Origin of the sequence: Erythrobacter sp. 3-20A1M, assembly GCF_018636735.1 — a bacterium.
Lineage (GTDB): Bacteria > Pseudomonadota > Alphaproteobacteria > Sphingomonadales > Sphingomonadaceae > Alteriqipengyuania.
In genome coordinates, this window is the sequence record NZ_CP045200.1 from 1,027,344 (window position 1) to 1,045,619 (window position 18,276).

Below are 18,276 nucleotides of genomic sequence, written 5' to 3' on the forward strand. Positions count from 1 at the left end.
CCGCCCGCCCGCAGCGATGCGATCTTCGATCGCGTGAGCGAGGATATCGCGCGCCCGGATGGGCGTGCGGAAACAAACAAACTCACCCACCCAACTGCCCCTTGGTGCTCGGGATCGCGCCGCCCTTGCGCGGATCGACCTCGACCGCGGTGCGCATGGCGCGGGCGAAGCCCTTGTACAGCGCCTCGCAGATATGGTGGTTGTTGGTGCCGTAGAGCAGCTCGCAATGCAGCGTGATGCCGCAGGCCTGCGCAACCGAATGGAACCAGTGCTCGATCAGCTCGGTGTCCCACTCGCCCAGCTTTTCCTGGCTGAACCGCGCATTCCAGACCAGATAGGGCCGTCCCGATATGTCGAGCGCGACGCGCGCCAGCGTCTCGTCCATCGGCGAATAGGCGTGGCCGTAGCGCCCGATCCCGCCCTTGTCCCCCAGCGCCTGCGCGATCGCCTGGCCCAGCGCGATGGCGCTGTCTTCCGTCGTGTGATGCTGGTCCACATGCAGATCGCCGTCGACGTCCATCGTTACATCGATCAGCGAATGGCGGGAGAATTGTTCGACCATGTGATCGAGAAAGCCGATGCCGGTCGACACCCGATAGGTGCCGTTCCCGTCGAGATCGACCTCGACGGCGATCTTGGTTTCCGCAGTGTTGCGCTCTATCCGGCCGGTTCGCATGGGGAAGCGCGCTATCGTGGGCAGGCGCGCGGCGCAAGCAATCTGCGCTTGACCCCGCCCGCGCCCGGCTTCAGTTATCGGCGCCATGAGCGAAGACACGCCCGACAGCCTGATCCCCTATGACGAGATAGTGCAGGACGCCTTGCGCGCCGTGGTGGGCCGCGTCTTGCGCGAAGTGGTGGCCGCGGGCGGGGAACTGCCCGGCACGCATCACTTCTACATCACCTTCAAGACCGGCGCCCCGGGCGTCTCGGTTCCCAAGAGCCTGCGCGAACGCTTCCCGGACGAGATGACGATCGTGCTGCAGAACAAGTTCTGGGATCTGAAGGTGACCGATGTCGGCTTCGGCGTGGGCCTCAGCTTCAACCAGGTCCCGGCGCAGCTGGAGATTCCCTTCGCCGCGATCACCGCCTTCGTCGATCCGGCGGTCGATTTCGGCCTCCAGTTCCAAGCCGTGGAGACCGACAGCGAGCCGGAACCGCACGACGAGGCGGGCAATGACGGCGCGGAACAGGGCGCGCATCCGGCCGTTACCGATAACGAAGACGGTTCCAACGTCGTGACGGTCGATTTCGGCCGAAAGAAATAGCCGCGCGGCTCCGCTGCCGCAGGGCAAGTGGGGCAGGCATGGTAAAACACATCGAAAAAATCGGACGCAACGCAGTCGCCGACGTGCGACGCGCGACCCCCAGCGATCCGGACGAGGTTCCGGGGCCGAGCCCGAACCCCGCGACCAATCTCATCATGGCCGACATCGCGATGCGCGCAGGGACCCGCCTGATGAAGAACGCGGTGCAGAAGGGGTTCCTGTCGGGCCGCTATGGCCGCCAAACCGCCAGCGAGATCGTGGAAAACCGGTCGGTGGCGCAGACGCTGGCCAGCGTAGCGCTGGCCAAGGTCGCGACCCGATCGCTGCCCGGCGCGCTGGTGGTCGGCGGAGGAATGCTGGCGAAAACGCTGTTCGACCGGCGCCGCGCCCGGCGGGGTCAGGCGAAGTCCACGCGCAAGGGCGATCACGAATTGCTGCAACAGGCGGAGGAGTGATCGACGCGCGCCGCCCTCTCCCGGGGTTTCGTTAATCGCGCGGGGTTGATTCGCACCCGCGCTTCGGCGCATCAGCGCTCATGGACTTGACCGATCCCGACACGCTGCAGCGCCGCGGCCTGATGTTCATCCTTTCCTCGCCCAGCGGCGCGGGGAAAACCACCATTTCCCGCATGCTGCTAGACGCGGAAGACGAGATCAAGCTGTCCGTCAGCGTGACCACCCGTGCCCCCCGCGAAGGGGAAGTCGAAGGCATCCATTATCACTTCGTCACCGACGCGCAGTTCGACGCGATGGTGGAGGAAGACGATTTCTACGAATGGGCGCACGTCTTCGGCCATCGTTACGGTACGCCCAAGGGGCGCATCCGCAACGCATTGAAGGAAGGGCAGGATTTCCTGTTCGACATCGACTGGCAAGGCACGCAGCAGCTGTTCCAGAAGGATCAGCAGGACGTGGTGCGCGTATTCATCCTGCCGCCCAGCATCGAGGAGCTGCGCCGCCGCCTCGAATCGCGCGCGACCGATGCCGATGAGGTGATCGACGCGCGGATGGAGCGTGCGCGCGCGGAAATCAGCCACTGGGACGCCTACGACTATGTCGTCATCAACGACGATGTCGACGCCTGCTTCGACAAGGTGCGCGAGATCCTGGACGCAGAACGGATGAAGCGGCAGCGCCAGACCGGGCTGATCCCGTTCGTGCGCGAATTGATGAGCTAACGCGAATCAGTGCTGGGTGGACAGCACCTCGTCCACCCAGCGCGGCACCAGCTCGCTCGCGCTGCCCAGCCGCGTCTCCTCGAACAGGTGCGAGCCCTGGCTGCGTTCGAGGTTCAGCTCCAGCGTGCGGCTGCCATGTGCCGCCGCCTCCTGCACGAATCCCGCCGCGGGATAGACCGCGCCCGAGGTGCCGATCGACACGAACAGGTCGGCCCGGCCCAGCGCGGCGAAGATTTCCTCCATCCGGTAGGGCATTTCGCCGAACCACACGATGTCGGGTCGCAAATGCCCCTCCGCCGCGCAGGAGGGACAGGCGGGCGCATCGCCGAGCGTGCCGGTCCAGCCGTGCCGCGCATCGCACGCGGTGCACCAGGCCGACAGCGCCTCTCCATGCATATGAAGCGTGCGCATGGCCCCGGCGCGTTCGTGCAGATCGTCGATGTTCTGCGTCACGATCAGCAGCTCGCCGTCCCACTCCCGGTCGAGCCGGGCGAGAGCCTCGTGCGCCGGATTGGGCCGGGCCGCCCGGATCTGTTCGCGCCGCGCGTCGTAGAATCGCTGCACCAGAGCCGGATCGCGCGCGAACGCCTCGGGCGTGGCGACATCCTCAACCCGGTGTTCCTCCCACAGCCCGTCGTCGGCGCGAAAGGTCCTGAGGCCGCTCTCGGCGGAAATCCCCGCTCCGGTCAGGATGACGATGTTGTGCACGCGCGCAAACTCCCCGTTCCGCTCGTCCTGAGCTTGTCGAAGGACCGCATTTCCTTCAGCGTTGCCCTAGAAGTAAGGACGGCCCTTCGACAAGCTCGGGGCGAGCGGGGTAATCAATGGCAAGAATAGGCATCATCGGCAGAGACGGGCGCATGGGCGAGGCGCTGGCGAGCGTCGTCGCACAGATGGACCACGAGCTGGCGGGCGGCGTGGACCGCGGTGGCGACGTGGCGACGCTGGCCGACAACAGCGACGCGCTGGTCGATTTCAGCGCGCCGGCGGCGCTGGAGGCGAACCTGCACGCCGCGGTCGGCGCGGGGGTGCCGATCCTGATCGGGACCACCGGGCTGGCGGACCAGCATCATACGGCGATCGACAACGCCGCGCGCGCGGTACCCGTACTCCAGACGGGCAACACTTCGCTCGGCGTGACGCTGCTCGCGCATCTGGTGCACGAGGCGGCGGCGCGGCTGGGACCGGACTGGGACATCGAGATCGTCGAGATGCACCACCGGATGAAAGTCGATGCGCCCAGCGGCACGGCGAAGCTGTTGGGCGAAGCGGCGGCGGCCGGGCGCGGCGTGGACCTCGCCGCGAATACCGAGAGCGGGCGGGACGGGCACACCGGTGCTCGCGGCATGGGCACGATCGGCTTCGCGGCCCTGCGCGGCGGGACTGTGGCGGGCGAGCACAGCGTCATCCTGGCGGGCGAACAGGAACGCCTGACCCTGTCCCACAGCGCCGAAAACCGCGCGATCTTCGCCCGCGGCGCGGTGCAGGGGGCCGCGTGGCTGATCGGGCGCGAGCCGCGCCGCTACACCATGCAGGACGTGCTGGGGCTCTGACCGCGACGTGACCAGGGACCAGATTTTCGAATTCTTCCGTCGGCTGGCGGAGGACAATCCCGCGCCAGAGACCGAGCTGGAATATGGCAACGCCTATCAGCTGGTGGTCGCGGTGGCGCTGTCGGCGCAGGCGACCGATGTCGGGGTGAACAAGGCGACGCGGGCGCTGTTCGCGCAGGTGGAAACGCCCGGGCAGATGCTGGCGCTGGGCGAGGAGGGGTTGAAGGAGCACATCAAGACGATCGGCCTGTTCAACTCCAAGGCGAAGAACGTCATCGCATTGAGCCGGCTGCTGGTCGACGAATATGGCGGAGAGGTGCCCGACACGCGCGAGGACCTCGTCCGCCTGCCCGGCGTGGGGCGCAAGACCGCCAATGTCGTGCTCAATTGCTGGTTCGGGCAGGAAACCTTCGCGGTCGACACCCACATCCTGCGCGTCGGCAACCGCACCGGCCTCGCCAAGGGCAAGACGCCCGAGGCGGTCGAGGCGAAGCTGGAAAAGCGCGTCCCCGCGCCCTTCCGCCTCGGCGCGCACCACTGGCTGATCCTGCACGGCCGCTACGTGTGCAAGGCACGCACGCCCGAATGCTGGCGCTGCCCGGTCGTGGACCTGTGCAGCTATCGCAAGAAGGTGCTGGAGAAGCCGAAAGGGCGGTGAGCCCCGCACCTGCCTTCAGGTTCGCGCCTTGCGCTGACCGGGCCGGTTTCGGACCAACCGCCACCCATCGCGCATGTTCAAGCCCAGCAGCGCGATGTTCACGGCGCCGGCGACGAGTTCGATCGTCTGGACGACATAGAAGGATCGATCGAACGCACCCTCACCCGCCTCCAGCGCGAGAAAGATCGCGGACGGCATGAGGATGAGGATACCGTTGCTGGCGATCGCGATCATGCGCCGACGCTTGGTGGCGATTCGCGGGTTGCGAAATCCTGCGGCAAGGCGCTGCCCCGAACCGCCTGCCGCCATCATCGCCGGAACGAGAACGAGGAAGAACCACGGTATCGCCATTTTGACGGATGCTATCTGGTCCAGCGTGCCGATCAGTTCGACCGTCACGGTGGAGAGCCAGAATCCCCCTATCAAAAACAGGGCGAGCGCCCCGGCGAGCGGATGGATTGCCTTGAGCATGGGTGAGCCTTTGATTCCGTTATCATATAGCACGCTATATATATTTGCATAGCTAGCTATTCAAGGCCAGGGGTTGGAACGATGGAATTCGAGAAGAATCTCTCTGCCGGTTATCTGGTCAATCATCTCGCGCGCATGTTCGAAAGAGCCTTGGCCGAGCGGATCAGGCCGCTTGGCATCACCCCGGGTGTCTTCCCCGCGCTGCTAGAACTCTGGGCCGGCGACGGGCTGACCCAGAAGGACCTGGTGAACCGCCTCGACATCGAGCAGGCGACGATCGCCAATACGCTCGCCCGAATGGAGCGCGATGGATTGATCAGGCGGGAGCGGGATCAGGCCGATGGACGGGTGCAGCGCGTCTGGCTGACGAAGCGCGGAAGAAGCCTGCGAGATCCCGCGACGCAGGCAGCCGATGGCGTCAACCGGGATATGCTGGCGTCCTTTTCATGCGAGGAGCAGCAGCGTTTGATCGAATTGATGGGCCAACTTGTCGACACCGCACACAGGCAAAGAACGCCTGCCGGGCAGCCGGGAGCAGTCTAGCGCTTCCCGACGGATCGCGGCCTGCCCCCGCGCATCTGTCCAAGCACGGCTGGAGCAGTTGCCGGACAGTCCTCTCAATAGGAAAGCGCGCCGATTACCGCCGGAATTGCAGTCACGAATCGGGCCGGCCATCGAGGCAGATCGTGGTCCCTCCCTCGATCGTCACCTGCGGATTGAGACCCTCGAGATAAATCAGTGTTTCCGCCTCGCGCTGGGTCATGCCCATCGCAGTCGCATGGGCCATCAGTTGCGGCACGGTGGCGCCGCTGGATGGCACCTCGAACACCGGGCCATCGCAGTTCGCCTGCCCATCCCCGCCCTGCCCGCATCCTGCGACGGCGAGCGCCAGCGAGAGAAGCGCAACCCTAGACATCGTCCGCCGAGGTCAGTTCCGCGCGGTCGAGTTCGCCGGTCATGTTGGCCACCGTCACCGCCACCGCCGCGTCTCCGCTGACATTGGTCGTGGTGCGCATCATGTCCATGATCCGGTCCACGCCCGCGACGAAGGCTATCGTTTCCAGCGGCACGCCGACCGCCCCGAACACCAGCGCCATCATGATCAACCCCGCGCCCGGTATCCCCGCCGCGCCGACCGCGCCCAGCGTCGCCAGGATCGAGATCAGGAAATACTGCCCCCAGCTCAGATCCACGCCGAACACCTGCGCGCCGAACAGCGTGGCGAGGCCCAGATACATCGCGGTGCCGTTCATGTTGATCGTCGCGCCCAGCGCGATCACGAAGCTGGCGACCGAGTTGGAGACGCCGAGGTTCCGCTCCGCGCAGCGCAGCGTGACGGGCAGCGTGGCGTTGGAGCTTGCGGTGGAATAACTCACCGCCATCGCGTCCACGATGCCGCGGAAGAAATCGACCGGCGAGAGCTTCGCCATGAACTTGATCATCGCCGAATACATGAGGCCGATGATCAGCAGGCAGCCGAGATAATTGAGCCCGACCAGCTTGCCGAGCGCGATCAGCGCGTCGAAGCCCAGCGTCCCCGCGACCCATGCCATCAGCGCATAGACCCCGAACGGTGTGAGCTCCATCACCACCATGGTGACGTTCTGCATCACGACCGATCCCGAATCGAAGATCTTCTGGACCGGCGTGCCGTCCTTGTCCGCCATCAGGATGCCGACCCCGATCAGCAGGCTGAATACGATCAGCGGCAGGACGTTGACGTCTGCCATCACCTGCACCGGGCTCTGCGGAACGATGCCCAGGATCATCTCGCGCCAGGTCGTCTCGTTCGGCGGCGGCGTCGGGCCGAGGTCGAGCCCGGCGGTGTCGACGCCGATGCCCGGCTGGATCACCGTGCCGAGGAACAGCCCCAGCCACACCGCGATCTGGCCCGTCACCACGAACAGCAGCAGGGCGCGCCCGCCGACCGCGCCCAGTTTCCTGAGGTCGCCTATCGCCGCTACGCCGGAGACGAGGCTGAAGAAGATCAGGGGCACGACCAGCATCTTGATGAAAGCGATGAACACGTCGCCCACGATCTTGATGTTTTCCGCCCCCGGCCCCCAGACGAGCCCGGTAATGGTACCGAGCACCAGCGCTGCGATCACCCGCTGCCACAGCGGGATGGCGAACCATTTTGCGAGCAAAGCTATTCTCCCCTGTCCGCCAGGGCGGCGGTCGCCACGCGGGCGTAGATGCGGCTTAGCGTATCGAGATCGGCGATGGCCACTGCTTCGTCGCGCTTGTGCATGGTCGCGTTGACCAGGCCGAATTCGATCACCGGGCAGATGCTGCGCAAAAACCGCGCGTCCGAGGTGCCGCCGCTGGTCGATGCCTCGGGCACCACGCCCGTTTCCGCCTCCACCGCGCGCGCGATCAGGTTCGAGAAGTCGCCCGGCGGGGTCAGGAACGGCTCGCCCGAAATGACCGGTCGCGCCCGTCCACCATGCCGCTCGGCGATTTCGGTCACGCGTGCCGCCAGCTGCGCGCCGGTATGCGTGTCGTTGAAGCGGATCGAGATGCGCGCCTTCGCCAGCGCGGGGATCACGTTGTGAGCCGGGTTGCCGACCTCCAGATCGGTGATTTCCAGATTGCTCGGCTGGAACCAGTCGGTCCCCTCGTCCAGCACCAGCGCGTCCAGTTCCGCCAGCATCGCGACCAGGCGCGGGATCGGGTTGTCGGCGAGGTGCGGGTAAGCGACGTGGCCTTGCGTCCCCTCGGCCTCCAGCCAGATATTGATCGAACCGCGCCGCCCGATCTTCATCATGTCGCCCAGCCGGTTGACGCTGGTGGGTTCGCCGACGAGGCACAGGTCGGGCCGCTCGCCCGCCGCCGCCATCCAGTCGATCAGCGCGCGGGTGCCGTGGAGCGCGGGGCCTTCCTCATCGCCGGTGACGATGAAGCTGATCGTCCCGGCATCGGCCGGTACGTTCGCCACCGCACCGACCATGCAGGCGATCGCGCCCTTCATGTCGACCGCGCCACGACCGTAGAGCAATTCGCCGCGAACCTCGGGTTCGAACGCGCCGCTGGCCCAGCCTTCGCCCGGCGGGACCACGTCGAGATGCCCGGCGAAGGCGAAGTGGCGCGATCCCGCCGGCCCACGGCGCACCGCGAACAGGTTCTCGACCGGTGCCTCGTCGCTGCCGGGCGCGCCCTGACCCCGCGTGAAGCGATGCACCCCGAAGCCGAACGGTGCGAGCTGCGCCTCCAGCACGTCGAACACCTCGCCCGTCGCCGGGGTGACGCTTTCGGCGGCGATCAGGTCTCGCGCGATTTCGATGGCTCTTCCCATGACGCCTGCGTTAGACCAGCGCTTGCCCGCTTGCCAGCCGCAGGAGTAGCCGCGTGCCCCGCATCGATCTCGCCGCCATCGCGCAGACCAACGCCACCGGCTATCCGCCGCCCTTCGACGAAGCGGTGCGGAGCCGGCACTATCGCCGCCTCGCGCCCGCCGCCGGCCTGACGCGCATGGGTGCAAGCCACGTCGTGCTCGAACCGGGCGCCTGGTCGAGCCAGCGCCATTGGCATGCGGAGGAAGACGAACTGCTCATCATGCTCGAAGGCGAGGCGGTGCTGGTCGAAGACACGGGCGAGACCGTGATGCGCCCCGGCGACATCGCCGCCTGGCCCGCGGGGGTAGAGAACGGCCACCACCTCCAGAACCGCACCGGCGCACCGTGCGTCTTCGTCGCGATCAGCGCGGGCGATCGCGAGGCCGACAGCGGAGAGTACCCCGACATCGACATGGCGTTCTCGGGCGAGGGGTACTTCCACAAGGACGGTACGCCCTACCCGGCGAAGCGCGCGCGCTAACCCCGCCTACCGCGCGCGCGGCTCTTCCTCGATCCGGCCCGGCGCGAAGGCGGCGTCGAGCTCGTCCGCGAGGCGCAGCCCCGCCTGTTCCACCCGGCGCTGCACCACGGGGATCGCGCGCACGATGTCGTCCTGCGTCAGCTCGCCTTCCGCGGGCAACTTGCCCTCGTCGCACGCGTCCCGGTCGAATGCCTCGGGGTAGACCGTGTCGCGCGCGATCTGCCAGCTTTCGCGGCCCCAGTCGTCGGGCGTGCCGCCTGCGAGCCGGGCGCGCTCGGCGGGCGAATAACGGCGCACCAGCGGGGGATGCGCGGAGCTGATCGCGCGTTCGGCCAGCGCGGTGTCCCAGATCGAATGCAGGTTCTTGCCCGGGATGATGCCGTAATCGACCTGCTTGTCGTTGCCGCCCCGGTCGTGATCGTCGGCGGAGTGCAGCGGCTGATGGATGTCGCCGGTAAAGTGCACCACGAAGGCGAGCGCCTGCAGCCGCACGTTATCGGGCAGGCGTTCGTCCGACAGGATGCGCAGGTTTCGCTCGATCTGCGCGTTCACGCAGTTGCCGCCGGGGCAGTCCGCGCGCGGATCGTATTGCTCGCAGATCGGCGCATCCTTGTAGTGCCAGGCACCGGTGTGGCCCCAGCGATCGCGGTCGCCCCGAATGCAGTCGGGCCAGGTGGCCGCGTCGTCCATGTTCGACAGCTTGCAGTCGGGGGTGCCGACCAGCCGCTCCGCCGCGAACAGCTTGCGGATCTTCGCCCGCGTCGCGGGCTTCACATTCGCCAGCGCGATCTCGGCGATCGTCTGGTGGCCGTACCAGCCCCACGCGCCCGCAGGCAGCGGCACGGCCAGCGCGAGCAGCGCCAGCGCGCCGCCGATCAGGCGGCGGGCACGCTTTCGTATTGTTCGAGCACCCATTCCTCGTCTTCCGAGGCGTTGATCCACTGCTGCAACCACTCGTGTTCCCATACCGCCTGCATGTAGCTTTGCGCGAAGCCCGGTACGCCGAAACCGTAGGTAAGGAAACGGCTGACCACCGGCGCGTAGAAGATATCGGCCGCCCCGAACGTGCCGAACAGGAACGGGCCACCCCGGCCGAAGCGCGCCCGCGCCTCCGCCCACAAGCCCAGAATGCGGACCACGTCCTGCCGCGCCGTTTCGCTGATCTTCGCGCCTTCGACCCGGCGGCGCACGTTCATCGGGCATTCGGAACGCAGCGCGACGTAGGAGCTGTGCATTTCGGCGACCATCGCGCGGGCCATGCCGCGCGCCGCATCGTCTTTCGGCCAGAAGCGCTCGCGCCCGACCTTGTCCCCCAGATATTCGAGGATGGCGAGGCTGTCCCACACCACCGTTTCCCCGTCCCACAGGATCGGGACCTTGCCGCTCGACGGCTGGAACTCGCCGTCGTCCTTGCGCGACTCCCACTCCTCCCCGAACATCGGCACGATGATCTCCTCGAAGGCGAGGCCCGACTGCTTCGCCGCCAGCCAGCCGCGCAGGCTCCAGCTCGAGTAGTTCTTGTTACCGATGATCAGTTTCATGCCGGGTCCACCTTGCTCCGTTGCCCTGCGAGGTAAGCGTTCGACCGGGCAGTGTCGAGCGATCAGGGTCGGCGGCGAACTTGCCGATTGCCATGGAGTCGAGCGCGCGCGTTGGCCGATACGATGTCGATCGAGACCCTCATCGCCCGTTTCGGACTGCCCGCGATCTTCGTCGGTGCCGCGATCGAAGGGGAGACGGTGGTCGCGACCGGCGGGTTGATCGCGCATCGCGGGCTGCTGCCGCTAGCGGGGGTGATCGCGGCCGCCGCTGCGGGGTCGTTCCTGGCCGATCAGGGATTCTTCTGGCTCGGCCGCTCCGCCCGGCAGAGCCGGATCGTCGCGCGCATCCGCCGCCAATCCGCCTACGCGCGGGCGCTGCGCCTCATAGAGCGCTACCCAACCGCCTTCATCTTCGCCTTCCGCTTCCTGTGGGGCCTGCGCACGGTCAGCCCGGTCGCGATCGGTACCTCGCGGATAGACTGGCGGCGCTTTGCCATCCTGAACGCGGTCGCCGCGCTGGTGTGGTCGAGCGCCGTGACCGCGGTCGGCTACGCACTGGCGGGCACGCTCGCCGCGCTGGGGGCGCGACTGCGCACGGTCGAGCATTACGCGCTGGCGATCGTGCTGCTGGCGGCGCTGGCCGCCGGTTTCGGGTGGTGGCTTCGCCGCCGGTTGCGCGGAGGTAAAGAGCCCGGCGCGCGCTAGGGCATGATGCCGGCATCATCCAGCACGGCGGCGCGCAATTCCGGAATGCCCATGCCCTTTTCCGCGCTGGTCAGGTGCAGCGCAGGGAAGGCGGCAGGGCGCTTGCGCACTTCCTCTGTCACCCGGTCCGCCACCGCCTGCAGCTCGCTCGCCTTGATCTTGTCCGCCTTGGTCAGCACCACGCGGTAACCGACGGCGGTCTCGTCGAGCATGGTCATCATCTCGCGGTCGACATCCTTCAGCCCGTGGCGGCTGTCGACCAGCACTAGGGTGCGGTGGAGCACCTGCCGCCCGCGCAGGAAGGTGCGCACCAGCTGACGCCATTTCTCCACCACCGCGACCGGTGCCTTGGCAAAGCCGTAGCCGGGCATATCCACGAGGCGGAACTTCGTCGGATCGCCGACCTCGAAGAAATTGAGCTCCTGCGTGCGGCCCGGGGTGACCGAGGTGCGCGCGATCGCCCGCCTGCCGGTCAGCGCGTTGAGCAGCGAGCTCTTGCCCACATTGGAGCGCCCGCAGAACGCGATCTCCGGCACGGTCGGCTCGGGCAGGAATTTCAGCTGCGGGGCGGACAGGAGGAACTCCACCCGGCCCGAGAACAGCCGCTGCGCCTCGCGCTCCAGCGCGCGCAGGCGGGCGGCGTCCTCTTCGTCCCGCTCATCCGGACCTGGCATGGTCACGCCTTTGCCTTACCCTTGTCCGCTTCCTTGGCCTTGCGCTCCTCGTCCGCCTGCGCGCGCAATTGCGGGTGCTTGGAATAGAGGTAGCGCTGCTGGAGCAGGGTCAGCAGGTTGGAGGTGTTCCAGTACAGCAGCAGGCCGGCCGCGAAGGGGGCCATCACGAACATCATGATCCACGGCATGATGTTGAAAATCTGCCGCTGGGTCGGGTCCATCGCCGCCGGATTGAGCTTGAACGTCGCCCACATGGTGAAGCCGAGCAGCAGCGCAAGCGGGCCGATCGCCAGGAAGCCCGGCGGGCTGAAATCGAGCAGGCCGAACAGGTTCAGCACATGCGCCGGGTCGGGCGCGGACAGGTCGTGGATCCACAGCACGAAGGGCTGGTGGCGCATCTCGATCGCCAGGATCAGCACCTTGTAGAGCGCGAAAAACACCGGAACCTGCAGCAGCATCGGCAGGCAGCCCGCCAGCGGATTGACGCCTTCGGACTTGAACAGCTTCTGGATTTCCTCCTGCTGCTTCATCTTGTCGTCTTTGTAGCGTTCCTGCAGCGCCTTCATCTTCGGCTGGATCGCCTTCATGCTCGCCATGCTGGCGAAGCCCTTCTGCGCGACCGGGAACATGATCCCGCGCACGATCACCGTCAGCAGGATGATCGCGACGCCGAAATTCCCGACGATGGAGAACAGCTGGCGCAGCAGCCACAGCATCGGCTTCTCGAACCAGCGGAACCAGCCCCAGTCGACCGCCAGGCCGAACTGCGGAATCCCCGCATCCTGATAGGCGTCGAGAATGGTCGAATCCTTCGCCCCCGCGAACAGCCGGGTGGTGCGGGTCAGCGCTTGGCCCGGTGCGATGGAGGCGGGGCGGTAGATAAGGTCGGCGCGGAACAGGTCGTTGCCCAGCGAGCGGAAGCCCGCCTCCGGCGCAGCGCCCGTTTGCGGCACGAGCGCGCCCAGCCAGTAGATGTCGGTAAAGCCGATCCAGCCGACCTTGCCGGTGGGCGTGAACGGCCCGTCATCCACCAGATCGCCGTAATTGGGATCGTATTCGACCGAATCCGCGAAGGTACCGATCGGCCCGGAATGGGAGATCCAGGTGTCCTTGCTCGCGGTCTTGGAGGTGCGGGTGATGGTGGCGAAGGGGCGCGCGACGATCGGCCCGCCCCCGCTGTTGCCCACGGTCTGCTCCGCCGTGATCATGTAGTTGTCGTCGATCGAGAAACGGATGCGGAAGGTCTGCCCTTCGCCGTTGTTCCAGCTCAGCGTAACCGGCTTCGCCTGGGTCAGCAGATCGCCATCGGCCTGCCAGCGGGTCTGCGCGTCGGGCAGCTTCGCCCCGCTGCCGACCCAGCCGAACTGGGCGTATTCCTGCGTCGCGGTGCCCTCGGGCGCGAACAGCTGCACCGGGCCGCTGTCCTTCTCCACCGTCTCGCGGTGATCCTTCAGCTCGACATCGTCGATCCGCGCGCCGACCAGGTTGATGGAACCCGCCACGCGCGGCGCATCGATCCGCACCCGCTGCGCGCTGGACAGCGCGGTGGCGAGATCAACCTGCTTGACCGCCCCCTGGGCGCCGGGCAAGCCGGGGGCGACCGGCGCATCGCCGGTTTCCTGCTCCAGCCGCTCCGCGGGCGTATCGGCGCGATTGGTTTCGCCCTTGTCGGGTTGCGGATAGTAATAGTTCATCGCCGCGTCCCATCCGAAGATGATCAGCGCGCACGCCAGCACGGCGAAGATGATATTGCGTGAGTTTTCCAAAACGTCGATCCCGTCCGATCGGTAGTGTCAGCCCTTGTCGGAGCGTTCGGGCACCGGATCGTAGCCGTGCCCGCCCCATGGATGGCAGCGCAGTATACGCTTCGTCGCCAGCCATCCACCCCTGATTGCCCCGTGCTTCTCCAGCGCCTCTATCGCGTAATGCGAGCAGCTGGGCGAATAGCGGCAGGTCGGCGGTATCAGGAGCGACGGGCCCAGTTGCCAGCCGCGCGCGATCCAGATCAGCACGCGCTTCATGGCTGGCGGCCCCGCCCGTGCGCCTTTTGCGGTTTGCGACTGGGACGGCGGCGCCGCGGCGGATCGCCCTTCCCCGCGGCAGCCCGCGCGAGCGCGGCGGACAGCTCCGCGCGCAGCTCGGCAAAATCGCGCTCCACCCCGCCCTCGCGCCCGATCAGCACGTGGTCGTGGTCGGCCAGCCCCTCGGCCGGCAGCGCCGCGCGCAGCAATTCGCGAAAGCGCCGCTTCATCCGGTTGCGGACCACGGCATTGCCGATCTTCTTGGTCACGGTGATGCCAAACCGCTTGCCAGCCCCGTCGTTCGCCCGCGCCAGCAGCACGAAGCCGGGCCGCGCGACCCGCAGCCCGCGATTCGCGGCGAGGAAATCGGCGCGCTTGCGGAGGGTGGAGATGGAGTCGTTCACAGGAGCCGAATACACGAACGGGCTCCCGTCAGGGAGCCCGCAAGCGCGACCGCGCGTCGCGGCCAGTGCCGCGAAAGCCAAGCGCGCGGATGCGCGCGCCCGGCGTCTGAGGGTCTAACAAGAAACCGGCAAAAAACTCAGGCAGAGAGTTTTTTGCGACCGCGCGCGCGGCGGGCGCGCAGGATCTTGCGGCCGCCGACGGTCGCCTTGCGTGCGAAGAACCCGTGGCGACGGGCGCGTACGAGATTGCTGGGCTGGAATGTCCGCTTCATCGGATCGTCCTCGTTCGATAGAATGGGCGACGCATCAGCGCCGGTAAAACAAAAAGGGCCGCCCGCGAAGGCGACCGCCATACAGCGCGCGCACTTAAAGGCCGCCGCAATCCAAGTCAAGATAGGCGATGCATGGTACGGCAGGCCGGCCGGCCATCGCGACATCGACCGTGGCCGCGCCGCGCGCCAGCCCTTGTCATCGGCCCAAGCGGCAGGCTTGGCGACGGTACAACCGGAATGGTTGCTTTCGCGCTAGCCGACGCGCGGCGGGGCTCGACTTGCCGCGCGCGCTGCGCCATCGTGGCCGCCAACAGGGGGAATTTCGGCTTGGTCGCACTGGTTCGCACGGTCGCCTATCTTGGGCTGGAAGCGCGCGCGGTGGAGGTGCAGTGCCAGGTCGCGCCCGGCGTGCCGCGCTTCGCCGTGGTCGGCCTGCCGGACAAGGCGGTGGGCGAGAGCCGCGAGCGGGTGCAGGCCGCGCTCTCCGCCATGGGACTGGCGCTGCCGCCCAAGCGGATCACGATCAACCTTTCTCCCGCCGATCTGCCCAAGGAAGGGTCGCATTACGACCTGCCGATCGCGCTGGCATTGCTCGCCGCGATGGGCGTGACCGATGCCGAACAGCTCGCCGATTTCGTCGCGGTGGGAGAACTCGCGCTGGATGGCCGCGTGGTGCCGAGCCCCGGCGTGCTGCTCGCCGCGTTGCATGCGAGCGAAGCGGAATGCGGGCTAATCTGCCCCGCCGCGCAAGGGGCGGAGGCCCGCTGGGCGAGCGGGGTACCGGTGGTCGCCGCGCCCGATCTCATCGGCCTGCTCAATCACCTGAAGGGCACCGCGCGCCTGCCCGATCCAGAGCCCGGCGGCGTCGCCGAGACCGAGCCGGGGCCGGACCTCAAGCGGGTCAAGGGGCAGGAAACCGCCAAGCGCGCGCTGGAGATCGCCGCCGCAGGTGGGCACAATTTGCTGATGGTCGGGCCGCCGGGCGCAGGCAAAAGCCTGCTCGCGAGCTGCCTGCCCGGCATCCTGCCGCCGCTTTCCGCCGGAGAGGCGCTGGAGGTGAGCATGGTCCAATCGGTGGCGGGTACGCTGGAGGGCGGGCGGATGAGCCGCACCCGCCCATTCCGCGCGCCGCACCATTCGGCCAGCATGGCGGCGCTGACCGGCGGCGGGCTGAAGGTGAAGCCGGGAGAGGTCTCCCTCGCGCATCTGGGGGTGCTGTTCCTCGACGAGCTGCCCGAATTCCAGCGCGCGGTGCTCGATTCGCTGCGCCAGCCGCTGGAGACGGGCAAGGTGGATGTCGCGCGCGCCAACGCGCATGTCAGCTTCCCCGCCCGGGTTCAGCTGGTCGCGGCGATGAACCCGTGCCGCTGCGGCCATCTGGGCGACCCCGCGCTCGCCTGCAGCCGCGCGCCGCGCTGCGCCGCCGATTACCAGAGCAAGGTTTCGGGCCCGATGCTCGACCGGATCGATCTGCATGTGGAGGTCGACCCCGTCAGCGCGGCGGACCTCGCCCTGCCCCCACCTGCGGAGGGCAGCGCCGAAGTCGCCGCGCGGGTCGCCGAAGCCCGCCGCCGCCAGACGGCCCGCGGCGAAGCAAGCGGCGCGCGCACCAATGCAGAGCTGGACGGCGACGCGCTGGAAAGCTTCGCCACCCCGGACGAGGCGGGCCGCAAACTGCTGATGCAGGCTGCCGAGGCGATGCGCCTCTCCGCTCGCGGCTACACCCGGATGCTGAGGGTCGCGCGCACCATCGCCGACCTCGCTGGCGCGGAGAATGTCGGGCGCATCCACGTGGCGGAAGCGCTGAGCTACCGCCGGATGGGGGTGCGGGGGTAATCGGTTAAATTAACACTTCCGCCCTATCTTCTTCTGCATCGGCAAGCGGGGGAAGAGAAAATGCGGTTGCGCTGGTCAGTGTTCATAGTCGCGGTGCTGTTGTCTCATCGTCCCTTGGATGCACGCGAGAGGGTTCAGGCCGATAGCGCACAAGCGCACGCCGACAGCGTTGGCGCGCTAGCACTCCTTCCCTTGCTCGATGAGAAGGTCGGGCCAGAAGAGAATGCAATTCTTTCGCCCGCCAGCGTCGAACAAGCGTTCGGCCTTGCGGAATTGGGCGCGGATGGCGCTACGCGCGAGCAGATCCAAGCCATCCTGTCTCCACCGTCCGATTCTCACGCGCTGGAATTCGAAAGCGAAGACGCCACGGTTTCGATCGCGAATTCACTCTGGTTGTCGGACCGCATCCGCTTCAGCAAAGAATATGTTGCAGATGCGGCGGCACGTTATGCCGCCACCGCCGAACAGGTCGATTTCAGGAACAAGGAAGCGGTGGTGGATCGGGTGAACGCCTGGTCCAAAGAGGCAACGCGAGAGCTTATCCCCAAGATCATCCGCGAGAATGATATCGGCCCAGGTACGACCGCGATCCTGGCCAACGCGCTTTATTTCGAAGGCGGTTGGGCGAACAAATTCGGTTCCGCGAGCGAGCAGCCGTTCCTGTTCGGAAATGGTCAGGAGAAACCGTTCGTCCTCATGCACGAGCGAGCTCACCTAGTGCACGCATCCAAAGGCGGCTGGAAAGCGGTGCGGATCCCCTACGCCGAGCGGCGCTATGTAATGGATGTCATCATCCCCAAGCGGCGCACCGTGATGGCGAAGGCACCAGATCTAGGCACGATCGATAAGCTTACGCATGCGCTAAGCCAAAACGAGCCCCGCTATACCGAACTGTCGCTCCCGCGTTTCGAAGCAGCCTTCGATACCGGACTGATCGAACCTCTGAAGACGCTGGGCCTTCGCTTGCCCTTCAGTGACGAAGCCGATTTTTCCCGCATGTCAGAGCCTGGCGAGCCTGCGTTATCGATCAACAGGGTCAAACATTTTACCCGGTTGCAAGTGTTCGAAAAAGGAACGCGAGCTGCAGCGGTGACGGTACTGTCCGTGATAGTGGTCACCGGACCGAGACGGGAGCCACCAAAACCCGAAAAGTTCATCGTCGACCGCCCCTTCGCGTTCGTCGTTCGCGACCTCGAAACCGATACCGTTCTTTTCGTTGGTCGGATCGCAAACCCGGCGGCTTACGATGCGCCGGCATCGGCGGTGAGAGAGAAACCCGCTCCGGACGCGGACGAACCTTAAGCTTCCGAATACGGCGTATTCTCGATCCGACGGCGCGTGCATTTGGGCGCGCCGTTACCCTACTTCCCTCACACCAGCTCCTCGATAAACAGCGCCATCAGCATTGCCTGGCTGGTGACGCCGGCTTTGGCATAGACCTGGCTGAGCTGGGAACGCACGGTGCCCTCCGCCGCGCCGCGCATCGCCGCGATCTCGGCGACGCTGCAGCCTTTCAGTGCGAATACGGCGACGTCGGCTTGCGCGGGCGAGAGCGACCAGGCGGCGAAGCGCGCGTCCAGCAGGTCGGCCATGGCCCCGCGCGCGATCGCCAGTGCCTCCTCCTGCCGCGCCGCGCGGCGCAGCGTGTCGCGCAGCACCTTCGCGCCCAATGCCACGGCGAGGAACAGCGCCAGCGCGACGAGGCATTCGAGCAGCACCTCGCCCACCGCGCCGCGCGTCGCCAGCTCCAGCCAGTCGGCCACGCCGTCGATCACGAAATAGAGCGCGGCGGCAAGCTGCACCGCCACGATGGCGAGCGGCGCGACGGCGTCTTGCGGCAGGGTTGGGGTGGTCATTCGTGCATCCGCTTTCGCTGGAATCCT

At 66.9% G+C, this 18,276-nt stretch carries 24 protein-coding genes; 10 read left to right on the top strand and 14 right to left on the bottom strand.

The window, feature by feature from the left end; translation table 11 throughout:
- Positions 1-82: 82 nt before the first annotated feature.
- Positions 83-676, bottom strand: a complete 594-nt coding sequence (hisB, locus tag F7D01_RS05060) for an imidazoleglycerol-phosphate dehydratase HisB (RefSeq protein WP_215229130.1) — start codon at positions 674-676, stop codon at positions 83-85.
- An 85-nt stretch (positions 677-761) separates the two neighbouring features.
- On the opposite strand from hisB, the gene F7D01_RS05065 reads away from it, so the two are divergent.
- The 3 genes from F7D01_RS05065 to gmk all read left to right on the top strand — a co-directional run bounded on the left by F7D01_RS05065 (position 762) and on the right by gmk (position 2,442).
- Entirely contained in the window at positions 762-1,265 is a 504-nt protein-coding gene (locus F7D01_RS05065; protein ID WP_215229131.1) for an SspB family protein, read from the top strand.
- Positions 1,266-1,303: 38 nt separating this feature from the next.
- Positions 1,304-1,720 (top strand): hypothetical protein, encoded by a 417-nt coding sequence (locus F7D01_RS05070; RefSeq protein WP_251567077.1) that lies wholly within the window; start codon positions 1,304-1,306, stop codon positions 1,718-1,720.
- Between the two features lie 80 nt (positions 1,721-1,800).
- Positions 1,801-2,442 (top strand): guanylate kinase, encoded by a 642-nt coding sequence (gene gmk / locus F7D01_RS05075; RefSeq protein WP_241555212.1) that lies wholly within the window; start codon positions 1,801-1,803, stop codon positions 2,440-2,442.
- A gap of 6 nt (positions 2,443-2,448) precedes the next feature.
- On the opposite strand, the gene F7D01_RS05080 is transcribed toward gmk, so the two are convergent.
- Positions 2,449-3,150: an NAD-dependent deacylase gene (locus F7D01_RS05080; protein ID WP_215229132.1), complete on the bottom strand. Its 702-nt coding sequence runs from the start codon at positions 3,148-3,150 to the stop codon at positions 2,449-2,451.
- Positions 3,151-3,266: 116 nt separating this feature from the next.
- Between F7D01_RS05080 and dapB the strand changes: the two genes are divergently transcribed.
- Both dapB and nth read left to right on the top strand, forming a co-directional pair.
- Complete coding sequence (dapB, locus tag F7D01_RS05085) at positions 3,267-3,995, top strand: 4-hydroxy-tetrahydrodipicolinate reductase (RefSeq protein WP_215229133.1); 729 nt, start codon at positions 3,267-3,269, stop codon at positions 3,993-3,995.
- Positions 3,996-4,002: 7 nt separating this feature from the next.
- Entirely contained in the window at positions 4,003-4,653 is a 651-nt protein-coding gene (nth, locus tag F7D01_RS05090; protein ID WP_215229134.1) for an endonuclease III, read from the top strand.
- A gap of 15 nt (positions 4,654-4,668) precedes the next feature.
- Here nth and F7D01_RS05095 read toward each other — a convergent pair whose 3' ends face one another.
- The gene (locus tag F7D01_RS05095; protein WP_215229135.1) at positions 4,669-5,124 is read right to left on the bottom strand and encodes a hypothetical protein; all 456 of its coding nucleotides are present in this window, start codon (positions 5,122-5,124) and stop codon (positions 4,669-4,671) included.
- Positions 5,125-5,205: 81 nt separating this feature from the next.
- Between F7D01_RS05095 and F7D01_RS05100 the strand changes: the two genes are divergently transcribed.
- Complete coding sequence (locus F7D01_RS05100; RefSeq protein WP_215229136.1) at positions 5,206-5,667, top strand: MarR family winged helix-turn-helix transcriptional regulator; 462 nt, start codon at positions 5,206-5,208, stop codon at positions 5,665-5,667.
- A gap of 112 nt (positions 5,668-5,779) precedes the next feature.
- Here F7D01_RS05100 and F7D01_RS05105 read toward each other — a convergent pair whose 3' ends face one another.
- Genes F7D01_RS05105 through dapE form a run of 3 tightly spaced genes read right to left on the bottom strand, consistent with a single transcriptional unit; the run spans position 5,780 to position 8,419 of the window.
- The gene (locus tag F7D01_RS05105) at positions 5,780-6,040 is read right to left on the bottom strand and encodes a hypothetical protein (protein ID WP_215229137.1); all 261 of its coding nucleotides are present in this window, start codon (positions 6,038-6,040) and stop codon (positions 5,780-5,782) included.
- Positions 6,033-7,271, bottom strand: coding sequence for a dicarboxylate/amino acid:cation symporter (locus F7D01_RS05110; protein WP_215229138.1), 1,239 nt, complete (start codon positions 7,269-7,271; stop codon positions 6,033-6,035). Before F7D01_RS05110 ends, F7D01_RS05105 begins: the two co-directional genes overlap by 8 nt.
- A gap of 2 nt (positions 7,272-7,273) precedes the next feature.
- Positions 7,274-8,419 (bottom strand): succinyl-diaminopimelate desuccinylase, encoded by a 1,146-nt coding sequence (gene dapE, locus F7D01_RS05115; protein WP_215229139.1) that lies wholly within the window; start codon positions 8,417-8,419, stop codon positions 7,274-7,276.
- Positions 8,420-8,472: 53 nt separating this feature from the next.
- Between dapE and F7D01_RS05120 the strand changes: the two genes are divergently transcribed.
- A complete protein-coding gene (locus tag F7D01_RS05120) occupies positions 8,473-8,940 on the top strand; it encodes a cupin domain-containing protein (RefSeq protein ID WP_215229140.1) in 468 nt (155 codons plus the stop codon).
- A 6-nt stretch (positions 8,941-8,946) separates the two neighbouring features.
- Here the strand turns inward: F7D01_RS05120 and F7D01_RS05125 are convergent, their stop codons facing one another.
- Together F7D01_RS05125 and F7D01_RS05130 are read right to left on the bottom strand one after the other, a co-directional pair.
- Positions 8,947-9,855, bottom strand: coding sequence for a S1/P1 nuclease (locus tag F7D01_RS05125; RefSeq protein ID WP_215229141.1), 909 nt, complete (start codon positions 9,853-9,855; stop codon positions 8,947-8,949).
- Positions 9,816-10,481 (bottom strand): glutathione S-transferase family protein, encoded by a 666-nt coding sequence (locus F7D01_RS05130; RefSeq protein WP_215229142.1) that lies wholly within the window; start codon positions 10,479-10,481, stop codon positions 9,816-9,818. The genes F7D01_RS05125 and F7D01_RS05130 overlap by 40 nt, the downstream gene beginning before the upstream one ends.
- Positions 10,482-10,604: 123 nt before the next feature.
- Between F7D01_RS05130 and F7D01_RS05135 the strand changes: the two genes are divergently transcribed.
- Positions 10,605-11,186: a DedA family protein gene (locus F7D01_RS05135; RefSeq protein WP_215229143.1), complete on the top strand. Its 582-nt coding sequence runs from the start codon at positions 10,605-10,607 to the stop codon at positions 11,184-11,186.
- Here F7D01_RS05135 and yihA read toward each other — a convergent pair.
- The 5 genes from yihA to rpmH form a co-directional block, all read right to left on the bottom strand.
- Positions 11,183-11,860: a ribosome biogenesis GTP-binding protein YihA/YsxC gene (gene yihA, locus F7D01_RS05140; RefSeq protein WP_215229676.1), complete on the bottom strand. Its 678-nt coding sequence runs from the start codon at positions 11,858-11,860 to the stop codon at positions 11,183-11,185. The two genes, F7D01_RS05135 and yihA, sit on opposite strands and share 4 nt — an antisense overlap.
- A 2-nt stretch (positions 11,861-11,862) precedes the next feature.
- The gene (yidC, locus tag F7D01_RS05145) at positions 11,863-13,626 is read right to left on the bottom strand and encodes a membrane protein insertase YidC (protein WP_215229144.1); all 1,764 of its coding nucleotides are present in this window, start codon (positions 13,624-13,626) and stop codon (positions 11,863-11,865) included.
- Between the two features lie 27 nt (positions 13,627-13,653).
- Positions 13,654-13,881, bottom strand: coding sequence for a membrane protein insertion efficiency factor YidD (gene yidD, locus F7D01_RS05150; RefSeq protein WP_215229145.1), 228 nt, complete (start codon positions 13,879-13,881; stop codon positions 13,654-13,656).
- Positions 13,878-14,300, bottom strand: a complete 423-nt coding sequence (gene rnpA, locus F7D01_RS05155; RefSeq protein WP_371819683.1) for a ribonuclease P protein component — start codon at positions 14,298-14,300, stop codon at positions 13,878-13,880. The genes yidD and rnpA overlap by 4 nt, the downstream gene beginning before the upstream one ends.
- 122 nt (positions 14,301-14,422) lie before the next feature.
- Positions 14,423-14,557, bottom strand: coding sequence for a 50S ribosomal protein L34 (gene rpmH, locus F7D01_RS05160; RefSeq protein ID WP_160597292.1), 135 nt, complete (start codon positions 14,555-14,557; stop codon positions 14,423-14,425).
- Between the two features lie 327 nt (positions 14,558-14,884).
- Between rpmH and F7D01_RS05165 the strand changes: the two genes are divergently transcribed.
- Together F7D01_RS05165 and F7D01_RS05170 are read left to right on the top strand one after the other, a co-directional pair.
- The gene (locus F7D01_RS05165; protein WP_215229678.1) at positions 14,885-16,393 is read left to right on the top strand and encodes a YifB family Mg chelatase-like AAA ATPase; all 1,509 of its coding nucleotides are present in this window, start codon (positions 14,885-14,887) and stop codon (positions 16,391-16,393) included.
- A gap of 192 nt (positions 16,394-16,585) precedes the next feature.
- Positions 16,586-17,695: a serpin family protein gene (locus F7D01_RS05170; protein WP_215229146.1), complete on the top strand. Its 1,110-nt coding sequence runs from the start codon at positions 16,586-16,588 to the stop codon at positions 17,693-17,695.
- A gap of 68 nt (positions 17,696-17,763) precedes the next feature.
- Here F7D01_RS05170 and F7D01_RS05175 read toward each other — a convergent pair whose 3' ends face one another.
- Positions 17,764-18,249, bottom strand: a complete 486-nt coding sequence (locus tag F7D01_RS05175; RefSeq protein WP_215229147.1) for a LuxR C-terminal-related transcriptional regulator — start codon at positions 18,247-18,249, stop codon at positions 17,764-17,766.
- Positions 18,250-18,276: the final 27 nt, after the last annotated feature.